We start from the raw sequence: 19,868 nt of genomic DNA on the forward strand, positions 1-19,868 counted from the left end.
TCCATAAATTTTCCGGGTACAAAAAACAAGACCTGAAGTTTGCGACCTGTTCTATATTGAGATTTATTATGTCACTTTAAGAGTGTCATGATTATCTGCGGTTTATTTAATGATTCTTTAAGGCTGGCTAATAAATGAATGATTTGAAGCTATATGCGGTATTTGCAGAAGTGGTCGCATCGGGATCCATGAGCGCGGCTGCCCGCCGACTGAATCTGACGCCCTCTGCCGTTAGCCAGATTATCAGTACGCTGGAGCGACAGTTCGGCGTGAGCCTGTTACACCGCTCGACCCGCAGACTTGTGCTGACTGATGCCGGAGAGCGCTGTTACCCCCATTGTCTGAAATTGCTGGAAGCCAGAAATTCTGCTGCCGCTTCGCTGGAACTTGCCCGTGACGCCCCCGGAGGTGAACTAAAAATCGCTGCCCCTTTGGGGTTTGGTGCCTACGTAGCGCCTGCGCTTGCCCCCTTGTTGGCGGAATGGCCACAGCTAAGACTGAGCCTGCTCGTTGATGATGAGCTGACTGATCTGGTGGCGTCACGCATCGACGTGGCGCTGCGCGTTGGCTCATTACCTGACTCAAGTTGGATTGGACGCAGGCTGGGTGATATGGAGACGATATTATGCGCCTCGCCAGCCTATCTGGAACGCTGGGGAGCGCCACAGATTACAGATGATTTATATCACCACCACTGGCTGTCATTAATGAATGAGGTCCTTCATACGGTTACCCCTAACCGGATTAACGACACTCCTTTGCCCAATTTTCAGCTTCATTTAGTGGATGAAAAGAATAAGCCGGAAAAGATAACGTTAGCGGTCAGAACCACCACCACTAACCAGATTACACTTCAGCAGATGTGTGAACAGGGAGCGGGCATTGCGCGACTTTTTTATCCGGATGTCCGGGCGGCCCTGGAGCAGGGCACGCTGGTAAGAGTACTACCAAATAAACAGCTGCCTTTTTACCCGCTGACTTTATTAACGGCCGAACGTCACCCAGGGCAGGCAAATATAAAGCTGGCCGTCAGTGCCTTAACTTCCTTTTTTAGTTTTTTACCCACGGTGAAAAGGCGTTTTTAAGCAATTAACGCCTTCATATACTTTTAAGTTAATTTATTTTTACGATGAAATAAATTACGGAGAATATAGCCCCTACTTTCTAGTTCCGCCGGCTCTGGATGGTCTGGGTTTCGCTTGTATTCCGCTGATGACAGCGCGAATCAACATTGCATCGGGTCAGCTGATTCCGGTACAGGACTCCCTGATCATAATTTCCCATTAACCGATCTGGCTTTATGATCTGCGCGCTATGTACAAACTAGCGATGTCCGCCTCTGACATAAAGGAAGCATTTATCTTCCTCTGTGAACGAAAAGCAAACATTAGCATTAGTACACCCCTTGTATAAGTGGCGGATCGAAACGACTAAACCGCGCTCTAAAGCTCGTCATAGTCACCGGCTCTGCACCGCCTGTTCACTACGGTGATCGGCTCACAACCAACGAGTTATTACCGTGGATCCCCTGAGACAGCGGCATCGGCAACATCACCGGTACTGATTCCGGGTCTCATCATGAAGATAGTTCATGTTGAGTGAAATTAAATCACTTTTCCTCACCCCGTGACTCAGGCATAAAAGATGCAACGTTGTTAATTATTTAACATTGATACAATAAATTAGAAAGCCTGAAAAGCAAGCGAGAACGTCAGGTTTTATATCATAAATCAGGGTGCCGGATTGCAATGAATAAAAACCTCACATTTACGCTTAAAATTATTCGTTTTGACGAAAACTATAACCCTTCTGAAAATACGCGCATCACCACCAACTTTGCGAATTTAGCCAGAGGTGATAAGCGTCAGGAAAACCTGCGCAACACCCTGGCGATGATCGATAATCGCTACAACTCTCTGGCGCAATGGGATAACCCTACAAGCGATCGCTATTCGGTTGAGCTTGAAATTATCTCCGCTGAATTGAATATTGATATTGAGGGCAAAGGCGGTGCCTTTCCAGTGATTGAAATATTGAAAACGAACATCGTTGACAAACAAAGCGGCCAGCGTATTGAAGGCATTGTAGGAAATAACTTTTCCTCTTATGTGAGAGATTACGACTTCAGCGTCTTACTGCCGGATCATAATAAAAACCAATCTGAATTTAGCATGCCCGCTAACTTTGGCGATTTGCATGGAAATATATTTAAAAACTTCATTAATTCAGCTGCATACCAGAAGGCTTTCAGTAAGCCGCCGGTTATCTGCCTGAGCGTTTCAAGTAAAAACACCTATTACCGTACGGGTAATACGCATCCTGTATTGGGTGCCGAATATCAGCAGGACGAGCCTTCCCTGACCGATTACTATTTCGCAAAGATGGGGCTGAAAGCGCGCTATTTTATGCCGGAAGGCAGCGTTGCGCCGCTGGCTTTTTATTTCCATGGCGATTTACTCAGCGATTACACTAATCTTGAACTTATCAGTACCATCAGCACGATGGAAACCTTTCAGAAGATTTACCGGCCTGAGATTTACAATGCGAACTCCGCCGCAGGAAAAGTCTATCAGCCAAGCCTGAAGCATCAGGATTATTCGTTAACTCAGATTGTTTACGATCGGGAAGAGCGTAGCCAGCTGGCGGTTGAACAAGGGAGGTTTACTGAAGAGAAATTCATTAAACCTTACCAAACTGTGCTTGAGCAATGGTCTGCTGCTGCCGTTCTTTGATCGATCGACATACAAGGTTCTCTATGATGAAAAAGTTATTACCTACGTCAACGTCGGGCAGTTTGCCTAAACCTTCCTGGCTGGCTCAACCTGAGACACTGTGGTCACCCTGGAAATTGCAGGGTGAGGAACTGGTTGATGGCAAACGGGATGCGCTGCGTTTATGCCTGCAGGATCAACTTCAGGCAGGTATTGATATCGTCAGTGATGGCGAGCAAACGCGCCAGCATTTTGTCACCACCTTTATTGAGCACCTCAGCGGCGTTGATTTTGAAAAACGCGAGGTCGTGAGAATCCGCAACCGCTATGATGCGAGCGTGCCGACAGTCATCGGCGAAGTGGTCCGTCAAAAGCCCGTTTTTGTTGAGGATGCAAAATTTCTACGCCAGCAAACCAGCCAGCCGATAAAATGGGCGCTGCCGGGTCCCATGACCATGATCGATACGCTTTATGATAGCCATTATAAAAGCCGTGAAAAGCTCGCATGGGAATTCGCCAAGATCCTGAATCAGGAAGCCAGAGAATTAGAGGCTGCCGGAGTCGATATTATTCAGTTCGATGAGCCTGCATTTAATGTTTTCTTTGATGAGGTGAACGACTGGGGGATTGCCGCGTTAGAAAGGGCCGTTGAAGGCCTTAAATGTGAAACTGCTGTCCATATTTGCTATGGCTACGGCATCAAAGCGAATACAGACTGGAAAAAAACGCTGGGATCGGAGTGGCGACAGTATGAAGCGATCTTCCCCAGGCTGCAAAAATCGAATATCGATATCATCTCCCTGGAATGTCAAAACTCTCGTGTTCCCATGGACCTTATTGAACTTATTCGCGGCAAGAAAGTGATGGTGGGTGCCATTGACGTGGCGACGAATACCATTGAGACGCCGGAGGAAGTCGCCGATACGCTGCGTAAAGCGCTACAGTTTGTTGATGCGGATAAACTCTATCCCTGCACCAACTGCGGCATGACGCCGTTATCCCGTCGTGTCGCCCAGGGCAAGCTAAATGCCTTAAGTGCAGGCGCAGAAATCGTCCGCAGAGAAATACTGGCTAAATAACTTCGCCAGATATCAGAAGATTAGAAGAGCAGTCATAAGGATGAAGCCTCGCGGCGTTAAGCGAGGCACCTTTGCTTTTAAAGTTCCGGATATAACCCCCTCACCGGACTGGCAGCCTCAAGCAGCGAGGCGATATGCAAAATAGTTCTCTCAGCATGCCATTTGCCAACAATCTGTATGTTAACAGGTATACCCTCACGGCTTCTGCCAAACGGCAGCGCTATGCCGGGTAAGCCCGTCACGTTCAGTGGGACTGTCGCGCCCTGCAAATAAGTCGCATCAACCTCCTGTCCGTCAATGACAAACCGGTCAACGCCGTGCTTGTGTGCCGGGATGGGCAGTACATGTGTGATAAGCGCATCATACAGTGTGAAGTATTCTGCAAAACCATCCCGTAACCTTTCCGCTGCCTGTTCCGCATCAATAAAATCAGCCACAGAAGTCTCCGGCAGAGAGAGCATGGTCTTTGCCATCTTATAAAGTTCGTCCGGCCTGCGGTGGCGGCAGCAAATTCCGGCTTCATTTCCATCACGTGGATTCGGTTGAAAACATCAAGCGCAAAGTCTTGCTCCAGTGCCGGAATACCCACGTGCTCCACGACGACGCCCGATCCCTGTAGCGCTTCAGCCGCTGACTTCACTACCGCTGCCACTTCCGCATCCACCGGGCCAAAGCCAGGACCGGTCATCCAGCCGATACGAAGCGGCCGGGATGAACTAAACGGCAGACCGTCTGAATACAGGGGCGCGCTGCTGGAAAAAGCATCCTGCCCGTCGGGCCCGGCCAGTTGTGAAAATGCCAGGGCGATATCACGTACAGAACGGGCCATCGGGCCAACATGCCAGAAACGGCGGGGCGCGCGGGGCCAGATGCCCGTCATCGGCACGCTGCCGTGCGTCGCTTTCATTGAGGTGATCCCCGTCTGCGCAGCCGGTCCGCGTATGGAAATGGCCAGGTCTGTTCCCAGACCAAGCGGAGACATGCCTGCCGCGATGGCCGCAGACTCTCCGCCGCTGGAACCACCGGGCGTACGGATCAGATCCCAGGGGTTATTGGTGCGCCCGGAAAGCAGATTATCGCTCTCAATCCAGTATGAAAATTCGGGCAGGTTGGTTTTAGCCAGCAGGATACCGCCAGCGCTTCTGAGACGCGCCACGCTTGTCGCGTCCTCTGCCGGCAGACGATCTTTAAAAATGGGTGAGCCGCGCTGTGTCAGTACTCCGGCAGTATCTATCGAATCTTTCGCGGTGAAGGGAATGCCATGCAGGGGCCCGAGATCCTCTCCTCTCATCACCGCAGCTTCGGCGGCTCTGGCCTGTTCCATCGCACCGGCTGCTACCGTCACGATCGCATTGACTTCCGCATTAGTCGATTCAATATGGTCGATATGCGCCTGTATAACTTCAACCGGAGAAATTTCACGGTTGAGGATCATTTTGGCCATCTGGGTTGCGTCTGAAAAAAAGATGTCTTTGCTCATGATTGTTTACCTACCTACCTACCTATCGATTGATAGGTAGACAGTTGGCGCAGGAAACCGTTGCGTCAACACCTACCTAACATGTGGTAGAATAAATCTGTATTCTTCAGGAGATGAATAATGAGCAAGACATCTAAAGATGAAATCTTACAAGCAACCCGCCTGACAGCACAGGCTCATGGTTATACCGGTATTAATATCCGCAGCCTGGCTGATGAGGTCGGGATCAAGTCGGCGAGCATTTATTACCACTTTTCCAGTAAAGCAGAGCTGGGCGCAGCGGTAGCGCAACGATACTGGGAAGATACAGCACGCGATCTGCAAGCTCTGCGTGAAGCAGAAGCCGACGCGCTGGGGAGCCTGAACCGTTACCCACAGATTTTTCGCCGCTCGCTGGAAAGTCAGAACCGGCTGTGCATGGGCAGCTTTATGTCCGCCGAGTATGATGACCTGCCTGAGCCAGTAAAAAGAGAAATGCAGAAATTCGCTGACGTAAACATTGCATGGCTGAGCACGCAATTACAGGAGGCAGGTATTGTCGGATCTGAAGATAGCGAAAAGCGGGCACGCGCTATTTTTTCCGCCATTGCAGGCGCTCAGCTGATGGCCAGAAGCCGGAACGATATCAGCCTCTTTGACGAGCTTATTGAGGGGTATACACAGGCAGGCTTACTTCCTTCCGCTCACAGGTAAATGCGACGCGGTTTGGTTCAGGCGTGTAAAGCCGGAGCTGTGCGCTTTTGACTGATGTCCTGTTGGTTGACGCAGAGCAATAACTGGAAGTCTGCTTTTATGCCAGAAGCAGATATAAAGAAAGTATTCATCATCTGCCCGGAGAGCGAACATAGCTGCCCGCCGTCCTCTCTGTTATGACATTGAGTACTTTATTAACTGCAAGGTATTCTGTCTTACGTGAAACCCATATGAACGTAAAGTAATTAACCATGACATCCGGACAACGAACCTGAAGCGCACATTTCCACGAGAACGCTCATGTGCTATTTACAAACCATGTCACTGCTGAGATGTTAGCGGACTAAAGCTCTTTTTTCCTTTCCCCAGGGGCATACATCAAAAACACATACAGTCATCCTTGAACATTTTTCCGATACGAAATCTGTGTTGCCAGGACAATCAGCATTCCTTTTTATGGGATGCCATACTCGATCGCTTCCGGGCAAAGTTTTTAGCACATCTAATTTAAAAGGTTTACCGTTTTTATTGACATGTTGAATCCCCGTAGTAATGACATTGCCCTTTTCTATTATATATTCGCTGGAATACCAGAGAATGAGATGAAGTTTCCTTTCAGAAACTATCCGCGAAAATAATGTGCCTGTTGATGGGCAGGCAATGGTGTCAATAACTGTCCATTTCATTTGATATCTCCTTGCTAAACTAAACCGGCTGACATCTTCAATGGAAATAATAATAATATATTTATGCTAATAATTTTGGTTGTTTAATTAAGTTTTTATTTAGATTCACTTCCTTACAAAACTCATGAATTAAGTATTAATATCATGATACATGTCATATTAATTTGCGATGATTCCTGCTTAGTACACCTTCTCTCTTACTGCATAAACAGGGCAGCTGGAAGCGACGCTGCAAAATGCAACATTTGCGCTCAGACGTCCCCCTAAAGCTGTTACGACCGGGTACGGTGTAAAAATAGGCGTGAGCTGTGACCCGTCGTCTATTTCCGTTTAGTTTATTGCTTACGAAAGCGTGATGCTTCGGTCGACACCAAAGGATGCATGTTGCGAAAAAGACATTGTGGGGCGATTAAGAGCTCACTGAGCGATGAACAGAAAACTGCGGGTCGGTAGGAATTTTAATTGATCCCTGCGTAACGTCTACTTCTGCCACAAAGCAGCCCACCAGCCAGAACCGTGTCGGCCTTGGGTAAGTAACGGACATCAGGCCTGAATAAAGTATTCCGGGCAGCAGCTGTTTAAATATGTCTGGATTGACCGTGACAATTCCGTAAAGATTTCCACCTCCTGGCGAGCGAGCCTTACCTTCGTATTTAAACGGGATTCTGTATCCGCCTTATAAGAAATCCGACAAAAACGCCCGCTGCACGCAAGAGCCCATTCGCCACCATTCGGAAAAAGCTTAGCGTTTCGCCTGTACCGTGGATGTAGAGGTGACGGGCTATCTGTCTGCTGGCACAGGCACCCTTTTTGACTCAGAAACATATATGCGCATCGGTAAGTCCGGTTGTCATACATGGCGACTTCAGGGAAAGCGCAGCGTAAACCGGTTCACGCCCTGCCCGCTATACACCTCGCAGCTTCCCTGATGCAATCGCATGATGCTACGCACAATAGAGAGTCCTAATCCGCTGCTGCCCTGATGGCGTGACGCCTCGGCGCGCCAGAAGCGATCGAAAATGCGCGCCTGATGTTCGGTGCTCAGCTCAGAGCCATGGTTTTCCACCACCAATTCAACACCGTTCGTCAGCGCCGAGCTAAAGACACGGATCGCGGTGTCACGATGGCCGTAGCGCAGCGCATTCGCCATCAGGTTCGCCAGCGCGCGTTGCAGCAGCAGCGAATCGGCATGCAGTTCGCCGTGCAGCGCCATCTCCAGCCGCATCGCCTTTTCTTCCGCCATTCCGTCAAAATAGCCCTGCAATTTCTCGCCCAGCTGCGCCAGATCGATGCGCTGTACATCCATCGCCTGGCTGGCATCTTCCGCTTTAGCGAGAAACAGCATGTTATCGATCATCTTCGCCAGCCGTTCCAGCTCTTCATAATTGGAGCCCAGCAGCGCCTGATAATCGCTGACGCTGCGCGTCTGGCTCAGCGCGACCTCGGTCTGGCCAATCAGCGTACCGACGGGCGTACGCAGTTCATGCGCCATATCGGCAGAGACCTGGCTTAACTGCTGATAACCCATTTCAAGGCGGCTCAGCATCTGATTAAAGGCGGCGACCAGCGGCTGCAATTCCGCCGGTGCCTGAGCGGGCATACGGTGTGACAAATGACGCACATCAACGGCATTCGCTTCCGTCGCCAGGCGACGCAGTGGGGACAAACCACGTCGTACCAGCCAGACACTGATCGCGGCCACCAGTAATGCGGCCAGCGTGGTCGCCAGGATGATTTGATTGCGGTAGCTGCTCATCGTTTGCGTCCGGTCGTTCATCAGTCGGCCAGTGACGATCTCAATCTGCCCGCTGCCATCACGCGTTGGCGTGAGCGCCGCCGCCGAGATAAACGGCGTACCGTTGCCGGCTTCGAGATGATGTACCGACGCCAGCGTTAGCGGCTGGTCCGCCGCGACGGGCGTAATGGCCGGGAGCGGGCGCTGGCCGGGATTGATCACAATCAGCGGTGGCTGCCCGGGAAAACGCAGCACCAGCAAAGATTCGGTATTGCCGAGCATATTGGCGAACAGACGCGGTTTCTGCTGAATCAGCGTAATGGCATCTTCATCGCGCAGCAGCGTGCGGATCTGATCGATACGCGTCAGCAGTGCAGCATCGTCACGCACGCCAATCTGCACAGCCAGGGAGTGGTAAAGCGCGATGCCGCTGCATGAAAAAATGACCATCACCGTAACGCTTAGCATCAGCGACAGACGCGCCGCGAGAGAGCGTTTCTTCATAATTCTGCTTCGCAGCGATAACCCACGCCGTGAACGGTGTGGATCAGCGGTTGAGCAAAGGGGCCATCGATTTTCTGCCGGAGGCGTTTTACCGCCACATCAACCACGTTGGTGTCGCTGTCAAAATTCATGTCCCACACCCGGGAAGCAATCAGCGTGCGCGTCAGCACTTCGCCAGGATGCAGCAGGAACAGATGCAGCAGGTTGAACTCTTTGTTGGTGAGATCGATCCGCTGACCGCCGCGCTCGACGCGACGTTTCAGGACCTCAAGCTGCAAATCGGCCAGCGTCAGAATATCCGGCAGCTTCTGCTGGCCGCCGCGCCGAAGTTGTGTACGGACGCGCGCCAGCAGCTCGGCGAACGAAAAGGGCTTAACCAGATAATCATCTGCGCCCAGCTCCAGCCCTTTGATGCGATCTTCCAGGGTGCCTTTGGCGGTAAGAAAGATAACCGGCGTGTGAAGTTGTTTATCCATCGCCATCATCACCTGCCATCCATCCATGCCGGGCATCATCACGTCGAGTAAAATCAGATCGTAATGATGCTCCCGGGCATAGAACAGGCCATCCTGGCCGTTTTCCGCCACGTCCACGATGAATCCCGCCTCCGTCAGGCCTTTGCGCATGTAATCGCGTGCTTTGGCTTCGTCTTCAATGACCAAAATTTTCATGCGCATCTCTCCGGAACAGGTACTTAAGGCTGCGCGTGTTGCGCGGCTTGTTCGATCAACTTTGCGACATCATCAGGATGCGACTGATACACCGAGTGGCTGGCACCGGCGATTTCCATCGTATGGCTGTGCGCGCGTTTGGCGTACATGCGTTCCAGATCGGGGCTGATAATTTTGTCAGCTTTCGCCACCATGTACCAGCTGGGCCTGGTTTTCCACGCCGGATCGGAAATGTTGGCGGTGAACACCGCCGCGTTGGTCGGCATCTGCGCATGTGCTTCAAAATCAGCCTGCGCGTCAGGCAGGTCGGCGGCGAAATCGCTGTGATAATATTTTGGCTCAATGGTCAGATAGCCATCGGCCGATTTTGCAAACGGATGCGCGCTGTTGGGGAATTTCTTGCCGTTGCTGGCTTCCGTTTCGCCGTTATCCAGCGCATGGGCGGCAATGTACACCAGACCAGCCACTTTACCGTCGTTACCGGCTTCAGTGATGATCGCGCCGCCGTAGCTGTGGCCGACCAGAATCACCGGGCCATTTTGCTCATCGATAATGCGTCGCGTCGCCGCCACATCTTGCGGAAAGCCGGTCAGCGGCTCCTGTACCAGCGTCACGTTATAGCCGTCATGCGTTAAACGATCGTACACCGGACGCCAGCCCGCACCGCCAACGAAAGCGCCGTGCACCAGCACATGTTATGCACCGGCGCCGCCTGAGCTTGCGCCACGCCGCCTGCGATAGCCAGCAGCATGCCCGCTGCAAGGGTAATTTTGTTCAGTGTCATCTTAATTCTCCTGTCTGGAAAGGTTCGCCTACAGGATATGAAATGGGTTCTGACATTAGGGTGAGCCAGTTATGACAAAAAAATGACATTGGCGAAACGCGGCTATCGATCCTCTGTAATCGCTTAAAAACCTTCACAAATTGTGTTGCCGCCTATCCATTCTCACCCGCATCAGATCCATCCGCTGGCTGGATCGACTGAGTTAATCTCAGACGCGCGGCGCTGCTTTTACCGTGTCAACAAACAGCCGCAATGCAACGGGCATATGGCGGTTTTGCGGAAAGTAGAGCGCGATGCCCTGCGATGCAATCGTCCAGTCATCCAGCAACGTAACCAGCCGCTGCGTGTCCAGCCACGGCCGGGCGTAGCGTTCCGGCACATAGGCCAGGCCTAACCCGGCGACAGCCGCTTCCACCATTAAAGCGCTGCTGTCGAGGGTCAGGCTGCCCGGCACATCCAGCGCAAGCTGCTGCTCATGCTGCTGATATTCCCAGTGATAACGTTTGCCGCCTGGCAGACGATGGCGCAGGCAGGTATGTTGCATGACGTCCTGCGGATGCTGGATGTCTGGCCGCCCGGCTAAGTAACCGGGCGATGCCACAGTAACAAAGCGCAGCGGTCCGCTCAGAGGAATGGCCACCATGTCTTTCGGCACATCTTCAAGCAGCCGGATGCCCGCATCAAATCCCTGCGCCACGATATCCACCAACTGACCCTGTGCGACTAAATCAATCTCAATCCCCGGTTTTTGCTGGATAAACGTCGGCAATACCGTTTCCAGCAGCAGGCTGATCGCTGCATCGCTGGCGCTGATGCGCAGCGTGCCGTAAGGCTGCTGACCGCTGGCGGTGACGTCATTCAGCAGTTCATCCATCTCCGCCAGCAGCGGCACCAGGCGCGCAATCAGCATTTCACCCGCTTCGGTCAGCGCAACGCTGCGCGTGGTGCGATGGAACAGCCGCACGCCAAGCGTCGCCTCCAGCCCTTTGATCGTATGGCTAAGCGACGAACGTTTAAGGCCGAGCACGTCAGCCGCGCGACGAAAACTACGCTGTTCGGCAATGGTTTTCACCGCCTCCAGTTCGCTCCAGGAAGGACGCTTCATTGTTGAATATTTCCCACCATCTCATGCTGATTTGCGGAGATTATGCCATCAGTCATTCAGTTTATGATGATCTTCGGTTCACTAAACGGAGATGACCATAATGAAAACCTGGCTGATTACCGGCGCATCTGGCGGCCTGGGCCGCGGGATGTGTGAAACGCTGCTGGCCCGTGGCGATCGGGTGTTTGCAAGCGTCCGGCGTGAAGCTGTATTAGACGATTTGTCTGCAAAATACGGCGACTATTTGCAGGTGATAACGCTTGATCTCAGCATGACAGCGACGATAAATCCCACCGTCGAGGCTGCGTTCGCTCAGGCGGGACGGATTGATATTGTGGTAAGTAACGCGGCTTACGGCCTGTTTGGCGCCGCGGAAGAGCTGAGCGATACGCAAATTGAGCGGCAGATTACCACCAATCTTACGGGTTCGATTCAGCTGATACGCGCGGCAATTCCCTTTTTGCGGCAGCAGGGCGGCGGACGCATTGTGCAGGTTTCTTCGGAAGGCGGCCAAATCGCTTACCCTGCTTTCAGTTTGTATCATGCCAGTAAATGGGGAATTGAAGGCTTTGTCGAAGCGGTCCGGCAGGAAGTGGCGGCGTTTGGCATCGACTTTTTGCTGGTAGAGCCGGGGCCGACGGCGACGCAGTTCGGTGCCGGACTGGATATTGCTGATGCCCTGCCGGCTTACCGCTCTACGGCGGCGGGAAAACTGCGGGCGGCGCTGATGTCCGGAGAATTTGCGGTTAAAGGCGATGCTGAAAAATGCGTGACGGCGATGATCGCCGCTGCTGATGCCGCCAGCCCCCCGCTGCGCCTGCCGCTGGGCAGCACGGCATATGACAATATTGAAGCGGCATTAAAAACGCGTCTGGAGGCGCTACAGGCAATGAAAGCCGTAGCATATGGCGCAGATCGCCACGAAGTGTAGGCAGCTATGCCCGATGAGGTGAAAGGCAAAACAGCTAAGTTACGGCGCATAATCGTTATAACCCAAGGCGCCAACGTTCGCGTCGGGCATGAAGCGGACGTGCGCGGTGTAAGGTCCGCGAGGAGCGAGGAGCGGACGCAAACCTCACACTATTATCAATAGTGATCTCATTGTCCGCTTAATAATTTTGTTGATTTAAAGATAACCCACATAGTCGGCCGAATCTGCGTATCCCAAGATTCTATAGCCGAATGAAGTTTCAATTCCGGGGAGATGAATAGCCCGAAGGATAATTCCAACTTCCACGTGCTGTTCAACTGAGTTTGTCAAAACATCCAGATACTTAATATCTGAATAGCCATCTTTACTGAAATGGTAAAACCATTCGCCATCCACTATGGATTCATAGCCATTGAGGGAGGTAGTTTTCCATAAAGGGGGCGATGTCATGCTTAGCATCGCCAGACGGATTTTATTCCATTTTGTATTATTCATGCAGCTATAGAGCATTCTAAACTCCCAGGAACTGCTCCATATAGATTAACATACTACGCTAATAGCAACGTCCGGCTCTGGCACAAAGCAGTCTATGGCAACAACTTCAGGCCACTATGGGCGAAAAGCAAATTTCCGTAATTGTTTCCATAATTCATGAAGATATTTATGACATCGCCGTTTGTTAATCAACGAGGGAACAAGTCATATCAGGCTCGACGGATCAAACGGTGAGCCTGTTTGCTTATTAACGTATCACATTAACATTTTCCAGTTTTATCTGGCTTTCAGGTTTATTACCAACCTTCATAGCGACTGGAACGAAGACGTTGAGATCTTGCAGCCAGGCTAGCTTATCACTGCTACCCGTTTGCCCTTTATTAGTTGTATGGCACTTAACTGATAGATATTTCCCACTAAATTCAGGTGCAATGCTTTGTGCGTCCCCCCCTCCCGTTACGTCACAGCGTAAAGTTGAAGCAGTGACTTTTTTATCAGAATCAATATTGTCCCATTGCGCCTGAAATCGTTGGCCAGTCACTAACGGGAAACGCAAATCGGTCTGCAGCTTGTTGAGTAGTGTGGAACCACTGCTGATGGACATGGTGAACTTCAGCTGTAGCTGATTAGCCAACGTTAAACGTTGCACTGTCCAGATACCATAATCTTCCAGCTTGCGTATATAACCATTCGGTTGTGCATCCAACTGTACTTTGACCTTTCCGAGAGCGCTTACCTCGGTATATCGGATCTGCTTAAAGCGCGGTAAAGCCCATGGCTTGATCAATGACTGCGCCTGGCGCTCAATTGCTGCTGAAAGGGGGGATTTATTTAGCCACTGCGGATTATTATTACTCAGATCGGGCATTGATGGCCCCATCAACGTTGATGCTGGCTTGTTAGCGGCGGGTACAAAGTGCCCTTCGGCAGTGAACGTTTTTCCTGCTGGTAACTGGCAGAGCTGTTCAAAGCGTTGCGCCAATTGAGTGTTAATGTTGAAGCTACTCTTGCGGCGAGAAATATCAGCAGTGATGAGTGAATCGGTAACGCGCCCCTCGCTGTCGAAGTTCATTGCAGCGACAGCCTCACCCCGATGGGTTTTACAGTTATATAAATAGTGCTCAATTTTTAATTCGAGCGGCGCGTCATAAGGCGGTTCCCAGATGATATCTGCAAGATCATATCCCATGCGTACCGATAAAATATCGCCAATGCGCTGAATGCTATTAATATCGACAAGAGCGGTCATGCCGGTTGTAGACGTGGCTGATAACCTTTCCCACCGTATGTCTTCTATCGGTAGCTGGCAAACCCTACGGATCTCCTCTGCTGTCATCTGCTTATCATCCTGTGCAGGGGCATAACGGAGGTAGCTGTTGCCGTAATAGCGAGCTTTGGTAAACCCCTCCTCATTCAGTAAATCCCTGTACAAAAGCTGTGCTTTGCCCTGTTTACAGTCAATGGAACGCCATTGCTGAGCAATTTTTCCGTTATTGAAGTTTAACGACACCATGTAATTCACACGATCATGGATTCTTGTTACAGACAGGGGGTTGGTGTCACCACCTATCAATACAGGCTTATCAGCAGCCTTAGCGAGAGAAATCGGCAAGAGCGATAGAAATATAAGTGATCGCATTAAAGAGCGTACGCATTGCATACATGTTCCTTCATATCTTGGTTAAAGACTAAAGGTATCGGCATTAGGAAGTAGATTGTTAGTCTGACTTAATATGCACCTTATAAATAAACATAGCGGGGGGTTAGTTACGGCCCCTCCTGGCACAAAGCAGCCTGATACAGGAGTTGCAGTACCAGAAGCGGGCGCTGCCCTCGATAGCTTCTGGAGCACAGTCAGGAAAATCACCGATCGTCTCCGCTCATCTGTTTTCCAGAGTCACCTTTTAGCAATATATCAGAGCTGGCTCGTAAGAACTTCCCAAATGCAGTCACTTCTTTCCGTCATTATTGATATGTTATATCATAACCTTCCATTTGCTAAACGTTGAGGTTTTTGCCTTGTCTAATAATATCAATACGCTGGTACTCTCTCTCGGGATGTTTCTTATCACCAGCAGCGCCTATGCTGACGGTACGCAGGCCCACAATCACGATCGTGGACATACGCACGAGCATGGTCACGGCCATTCACACGGCGCTCCTCTGACCGAAACTGAACTAAAAGCCTCACAGGGGGTTTTCAGTGACAGCGATGTGAAGGACAGGCCGCTCACTGACTGGGAAGGAATGTGGCAGTCAGCTTATCCGATTATGCTGTCGGGTGAGATGGACCCTGTGTTCAGAAAAAAAGCTGAAAAAGATAAGGGCAAATCCTTTGAAGAAATTAAGGAATATTATAAAAAAGGCTATGCAACTGACGTTGCCGAACTGGGTATTGAAAACGGGCTGATGGAATTTCATGTCGATGGGAAAGTAAGCGCCTGTCGTTATGATTACGCCGGTTATAAAATTCTGACCTATCCGTCGGGGAAAAAAGGCGTCCGCTATCTGTTTGAGTGTAAAGACGCAGACTCAAAAGCGCCTAAGTTCGTCCAGTTCAGCGATCACACTATCGCACCGCGCAAATCTGCACATTTCCATATTTTTATGGGTAACCGCTCACAGGAACAACTTTTCAGTGAGCTTGATAACTGGCCTACCTACTTCCCTTATCAGCTCACCAGCGCTCAGGTTGTCGATGATTTGCTGCACCATGACTAATCATTAATCACGCATCACACTGGTATGGCTGCTGATAACAGGCCATGCCAGTTTCCTTCAGCAGATAGATGATGGTTCTGAATCAGCCGGTTGAATATATTTCATTTACCCCCAGCAAAAATTTGCCGCTCTAATAAAGGAGAAACGACGATATGGCGAACTCTTCGCCTATTTACAGCCCCTTTCCGGCGCGTCAGGGCACTGGCTCCGGTGATTCTTAAATAAGGATATCCAGTGTTTAACGGCTTATGTGCTTTTCCCCTGACTCCGATGAACGAATCCGGAACGGACGATCGCGCTTATTTACAGCTCCTGAGTCGCCTTGTGGATGCCAGCGTGGACTCAATATGCGTATTGGGATCCACAGGCAATTACGCCTACCTGCCGCCTGAAGAGCGCGTAAGGTTAATTAAGCTCGCTACAGAGACGGCTGGTCCCATACCTGTCATGGCCAGCATCGGCGCATTGCGCACCCGCGACGTGCTTAATGCTGCGGAAGATGCTCAAAAAGCCGGTGCTCAGGCCCTGCTTCTGGCTCCCCTTTCCTACCAGAAGCTGACGGAAGAAGAAGTTTATTCTCTCTATCAAACCGTGGCGCAATCTCTATCCGTACCTTTATGCGTCTATGAAAATCCGGGAACCACGCATTTTCATTTCAGCGATGAGCTACTTATCAGAATTGCTCAACTCCCTGCTGTCGGTTCAATCAAGCTGTCAGGCGGCTATCCCGATAAGGAAGGCTATCTGGACCGCATCAGAAAACTGCGTTCGGCCCTTCCTGAGCGGGTTTCACTGGGTATCAGTGGAGATGTTTTTGCGGCGTCAGCATTGAATGCTGGATGCGACACCTGGTACTCCGTTACCGGCGGCCTTTTCCCGCAGGCAGCAATGACTATGACACGCCAGGCTTTAAACAGGGACGGCGATGAAGTTAACAGGCAGCTTGAACCCGTCTGGGAATTATTTCGCCAGTACGGCAGCCTGCGGGTTATTGCCGCTGCTGCAGCCATTCTTGGATTGACGCAAAAGAACAATCTTCCCCTGCCTCTCACTCTGCCCGGAGAAGAGGCAATTCAGAGGATTAGCAATATCCTGCGTCATCTGAACCTGGCTTAACCTGTCTGTCGTTAGCCTCTGCCAGTGACTCATTACAAATAAATCTCAGGTGAAATAATGAAAAGACGTTATGTTATTGCGGATGTTTTTACAGATAAGCCTTTTAGCGGAAATCCCGTCGCCGTTGTTTTAGATGCAGAGGGAATGACCAGCGGGCAAATGCAGCTGCTCGCCGCTGAGTTTAGCTACAGCGAAACGACTTTTGTGCTTCCTCCTGAAGATTCATCAAATACGGCCCGCGTGCGAATTTTTACCCCGACGCGTGAGATCCCTTTTGCCGGCCATCCTAATGTCGGAACGGCTTTTGTGCTGGCAAATCAGGCCTCGTTAAATGATAAGCCGCTGCCTGAGACGCTGCTGTTCGAGGAAGCAGCCGGACTGGTGCCAGTCAGTCTTATTAAAGATAACGGTATCATCACCGGCGCGGAACTCCTTGTCCCTGAAACGTTATCCTGCCGCTCTGAAGTCAGTCCGGAAAAGGTTGCCGCCTGCCTTTCTCTGGAACCGGGTGATATTCGCACCGAAGTGCACATGCCGCTTGTCGCCTCGGTTGGGCTGCCTTTTCTTGTGGTGGAGCTGGCTACCCGCGATGCGCTTCGTCGCTGCGTACCGAATCTACAGGGTTTCCGGGCGGTACTGCCTCTCGACGGTGCGGTTTCCGTTTATGCCTACACGCTGGAAACGAATCCAGAAGATCGGTGTGAGCTACAGGCCCGCATGTTTACTCCCCGCATGACGGAAGATCCGGCGACGGGCAGCGCGACAGCCGCCGTTACCGCCCTGCTGGCACAGCGTCGTAATAGCACCGTGCTTTCGCTTCGGGTACGCCAGGGCGTTGATATGGGACGGGCAAGCTTGCTGCATGCAAACTATGACGCTACCGCTGCAAAACCTTCTGTCCGGGTGGGCGGTAACACCGTCATCGTGATGGAGGGTACATTTCACCTGCCCTGATACGCGTCGTTCATGAAGATAGCGTCACGGGTAACAGGCTGAATGCTTTCGTCTGACTTTCAGCTACGGGCGACAGCTCAACCTGCTCGCCTGGCCTGCACAGGGATATTTAACTAATCCTGATAGGGAATTGACGACAGGGCCGCAAAATATTTTTACCGGATTGCGCACTATTTTATTTGCATTAATCCTCGTAACATCCGTTTGTTCTTCCTTTTATATTCCTGAACCCTACAATATAAATTATAATTGTAGCTAATAACAGAACATACCATGAAGCATTTTTATCAAAATCCATAAGTAAGCCAAACAGGGCGGGTGCTAATGTCATTCCAACAGACCACGTCATCTGAAATGCCGCCATATAGCTCCCATTATTTGATTTTGGCGCTAAATGAATACTTAAAATATTTACAGATGGAGTAGATAACATCTCTGCAATGCTATAAATGATCATAGCAACAATCAAAATAAAGAAAACTATTGCCTGATGATTTATCACTAAACTTGCTGCCCAAAAAAGGATAAATGAACTAACATTAAGTAAATATGAATTTCTAATATTCTTTACCGCATCACTTTTTTTCGTCCAGGATGCAACGTGAGTACTCATTACAGCCACCATACCCGTATTTAAAATAATGAGTGCACCAGAAAATAAGGGAGGGAGCCCAAGTTGCCCGGTGGCATAGATCACTATTATTAGTGGAATTACCATTGCTGCCAGAACTAATCCAAAATTTATTATTAGTAGACCCCGGTATTTTCCATCAGAAATGACTTTTCTTACGCTGTATCTTTCCTTAATGCAATTTTGATTGCTTTCAATAACCTCCTCTTCAGGGCGCCATAGAAAGAGAGCAATGCAAGAAAGAATATAGAGGGAGGCGGAAGAAAAGATAACGAAATATAAATCTTCCAGGGCATTTCTTGAGAAAGCCAACGAAGCAATAACCGTCCCCGAGCCCAGGCCTATATTTCTTATTGAAGCGATAAGGCCAAACCATGTTTGCATACCCTCTCCCTTTGATGCCAGTGAAACCAGTCCCCGGTTACTAGTCCAGAAAACATGGGATCCAGCTTGCGTAAGAAATTGGGTAAGCATTATCGTCACGGGATCCTTAGCGAAAATACATAAAATAAACCCCACTCCGCTAACAAAATCGCCCCATATCGATAATTTCCTGGGCCCAATACTATCAAGTAAGCGACCAATAAAGAGAGGGGCAATAGAAGATAAAGCTCTACCTGTAGCGATTGCAAACCCAATCACTGACAGACTAAGCGTCGTTGTTCGCTCAAAGTAAATCATCATAAATGCCATAATAAGCCCGCCTCCTGTTGCATTTAAAACGGTTGATGCAACAAAAAGCCTGGAACGGTGAATATTTGGCACTGTTACTTTAAATATTTTTTTCACACAGATCCCCAATCGGATGAAATAGTTAAAGATTATTTTCAGAATCCCCTATCATTAAAAATTCCTCATAACCCGAGTCGTTATATTATTTCTCCCTTTTGAAGTTCCCTAACATTTACATTTCCGGCTAAGATATATAAGTGCGAATATATGAAAATAAGAACCACCCCTCCATATAACCCATAATTATATTTTTACTAAGATACAATCTCATAACCAATATTAAGGCCAGGGTGTCATCACTTTCGCGATCAGAACCTGAGAATGCAACAGCCATTGCAGGTTTTTGTCATGAATAAATTTATCGCTAAGGTAGAATTTCCTTCGATTGATGAACTGTAATCTCCCATATGTTCGGCCAGAACATTAGAATAGCCTTTTGCATATTAATGAATTTCAAAGAATTTGTGACATCATGCATCCAGACCAAAATTTAACCTGAAAAATGGATCTTCGACCTATTACTTAATGTATTAATAGGGATAATATTATGCGAAATTTCACCCATAAAACCCCTATAAAAAAAGTCTCTATAAAAATATGTCAGGCATTCCATCTGATTTAATGAAAGATGATAATTCATTATGTGAAAATACATTTTCCTATACTTAATAACTTATCTGACTCTTCTATAACTTTCTGATGTAACAGTCAGTTTAAGATGTCCTTTTTGCAATTCAGAAATGCTTTCATTTGACTATTTATTTTAAGTTCTTACCAAGACTAAAATCACTATGGCTCATTGTAAATATCTGTCACTGTACTTACATTAAGGAAAAAAAT

The 19,868-nt window shown here is 49.6% G+C and carries 16 protein-coding genes and 2 pseudogenes; 8 read left to right on the forward strand and 10 right to left on the reverse strand.

Annotated features, from left to right (window positions below):
- The first annotated feature begins 134 nt into the window (after nucleotides 1-134).
- The 3 genes from AAH446_RS12290 (at nucleotide 135) to AAH446_RS12300 (ending at nucleotide 3,790) form a co-directional block, all read left to right on the forward strand.
- Entirely contained in the window at nucleotides 135-1,085 is a 951-nt protein-coding gene (locus AAH446_RS12290; RefSeq protein ID WP_342906969.1) for a LysR family transcriptional regulator, read from the forward strand.
- Between the two features lie 663 nt (nucleotides 1,086-1,748).
- Nucleotides 1,749-2,732: a DUF1852 domain-containing protein gene (locus AAH446_RS12295; RefSeq protein WP_342906970.1), complete on the forward strand. Its 984-nt coding sequence runs from the start codon at nucleotides 1,749-1,751 to the stop codon at nucleotides 2,730-2,732.
- Between the two features lie 26 nt (nucleotides 2,733-2,758).
- Nucleotides 2,759-3,790, forward strand: a complete 1,032-nt coding sequence (locus AAH446_RS12300) for a methionine synthase (protein WP_342907130.1) — start codon at nucleotides 2,759-2,761, stop codon at nucleotides 3,788-3,790.
- Nucleotides 3,791-3,867: 77 nt separating this feature from the next.
- Here AAH446_RS12300 and AAH446_RS12305 read toward each other — a convergent pair whose 3' ends face one another.
- Nucleotides 3,868-4,263 carry an amidase family protein gene (locus AAH446_RS12305; RefSeq protein ID WP_342906971.1) on the reverse strand — a complete coding sequence of 132 codons (396 nt, stop codon included), beginning with the start codon at nucleotides 4,261-4,263 and terminating at the stop codon, nucleotides 3,868-3,870.
- 104 nt (nucleotides 4,264-4,367) lie between these two features.
- Nucleotides 4,368-5,270: pseudogene (locus tag AAH446_RS12310) on the reverse strand (amidase); the annotation flags it as partial.
- A 120-nt stretch (nucleotides 5,271-5,390) separates the two neighbouring features.
- On the opposite strand from AAH446_RS12310, the gene AAH446_RS12315 reads away from it, so the two are divergent.
- Nucleotides 5,391-5,963, forward strand: coding sequence for a TetR/AcrR family transcriptional regulator (locus tag AAH446_RS12315; protein ID WP_342906972.1), 573 nt, complete (start codon nucleotides 5,391-5,393; stop codon nucleotides 5,961-5,963).
- 335 nt (nucleotides 5,964-6,298) lie between these two features.
- Here AAH446_RS12315 and AAH446_RS12320 read toward each other — a convergent pair whose 3' ends face one another.
- The 5 genes and pseudogenes from AAH446_RS12320 to AAH446_RS12340 all read right to left on the reverse strand — a co-directional run bounded on the left by AAH446_RS12320 (nucleotide 6,299) and on the right by AAH446_RS12340 (nucleotide 11,448).
- Entirely contained in the window at nucleotides 6,299-6,649 is a 351-nt protein-coding gene (locus AAH446_RS12320) for a hypothetical protein (protein WP_342906973.1), read from the reverse strand.
- A gap of 865 nt (nucleotides 6,650-7,514) precedes the next feature.
- Nucleotides 7,515-8,888, reverse strand: a complete 1,374-nt coding sequence (locus AAH446_RS12325) for a heavy metal sensor histidine kinase (protein WP_342906974.1) — start codon at nucleotides 8,886-8,888, stop codon at nucleotides 7,515-7,517.
- Complete coding sequence (locus AAH446_RS12330) at nucleotides 8,885-9,559, reverse strand: heavy metal response regulator transcription factor (RefSeq protein ID WP_342906975.1); 675 nt, start codon at nucleotides 9,557-9,559, stop codon at nucleotides 8,885-8,887. Before AAH446_RS12330 ends, AAH446_RS12325 begins: the two co-directional genes overlap by 4 nt.
- 23 nt (nucleotides 9,560-9,582) lie before the next feature.
- Nucleotides 9,583-10,343, reverse strand: a pseudogene (locus tag AAH446_RS12335) (alpha/beta hydrolase).
- Between the two features lie 208 nt (nucleotides 10,344-10,551).
- Nucleotides 10,552-11,448, reverse strand: a complete 897-nt coding sequence (locus AAH446_RS12340; RefSeq protein ID WP_342906976.1) for a LysR family transcriptional regulator — start codon at nucleotides 11,446-11,448, stop codon at nucleotides 10,552-10,554.
- A 100-nt stretch (nucleotides 11,449-11,548) separates the two neighbouring features.
- Between AAH446_RS12340 and AAH446_RS12345 the strand changes: the two genes are divergently transcribed.
- The gene (locus AAH446_RS12345) at nucleotides 11,549-12,379 is read left to right on the forward strand and encodes an SDR family oxidoreductase (RefSeq protein WP_342906977.1); all 831 of its coding nucleotides are present in this window, start codon (nucleotides 11,549-11,551) and stop codon (nucleotides 12,377-12,379) included.
- Nucleotides 12,380-12,574: 195 nt separating this feature from the next.
- Here the strand turns inward: AAH446_RS12345 and AAH446_RS12350 are convergent, their stop codons facing one another.
- Both AAH446_RS12350 and AAH446_RS12355 read right to left on the reverse strand, forming a co-directional pair.
- Nucleotides 12,575-12,889, reverse strand: coding sequence for a DUF6678 family protein (locus AAH446_RS12350; RefSeq protein WP_342906978.1), 315 nt, complete (start codon nucleotides 12,887-12,889; stop codon nucleotides 12,575-12,577).
- A gap of 232 nt (nucleotides 12,890-13,121) precedes the next feature.
- Complete coding sequence (locus AAH446_RS12355; protein ID WP_342906979.1) at nucleotides 13,122-14,534, reverse strand: hypothetical protein; 1,413 nt, start codon at nucleotides 14,532-14,534, stop codon at nucleotides 13,122-13,124.
- A gap of 398 nt (nucleotides 14,535-14,932) precedes the next feature.
- Here AAH446_RS12355 and zinT point away from each other — a divergent pair, with 398 nt between their 5' ends.
- The 3 genes from zinT to AAH446_RS12370 all read left to right on the forward strand — a co-directional run bounded on the left by zinT (nucleotide 14,933) and on the right by AAH446_RS12370 (nucleotide 17,665).
- Nucleotides 14,933-15,595, forward strand: coding sequence for a metal-binding protein ZinT (gene zinT / locus AAH446_RS12360; RefSeq protein WP_342907131.1), 663 nt, complete (start codon nucleotides 14,933-14,935; stop codon nucleotides 15,593-15,595).
- Between the two features lie 234 nt (nucleotides 15,596-15,829).
- Nucleotides 15,830-16,711 carry a dihydrodipicolinate synthase family protein gene (locus tag AAH446_RS12365; RefSeq protein WP_342906980.1) on the forward strand — a complete coding sequence of 294 codons (882 nt, stop codon included), beginning with the start codon at nucleotides 15,830-15,832 and terminating at the stop codon, nucleotides 16,709-16,711.
- Nucleotides 16,712-16,768: 57 nt separating this feature from the next.
- The gene (locus AAH446_RS12370) at nucleotides 16,769-17,665 is read left to right on the forward strand and encodes a PhzF family phenazine biosynthesis protein (RefSeq protein WP_342906981.1); all 897 of its coding nucleotides are present in this window, start codon (nucleotides 16,769-16,771) and stop codon (nucleotides 17,663-17,665) included.
- A 184-nt stretch (nucleotides 17,666-17,849) separates the two neighbouring features.
- Here AAH446_RS12370 and AAH446_RS12375 read toward each other — a convergent pair whose 3' ends face one another.
- Nucleotides 17,850-19,085, reverse strand: coding sequence for an MFS transporter (locus tag AAH446_RS12375; protein ID WP_342906982.1), 1,236 nt, complete (start codon nucleotides 19,083-19,085; stop codon nucleotides 17,850-17,852).
- Nucleotides 19,086-19,868: the final 783 nt, after the last annotated feature.

It is taken from the genome of Erwinia psychrophila, from assembly GCF_039023475.1.
In the GTDB taxonomy this organism is placed as follows: Bacteria; Pseudomonadota; Gammaproteobacteria; order Enterobacterales; family Enterobacteriaceae; genus Erwinia.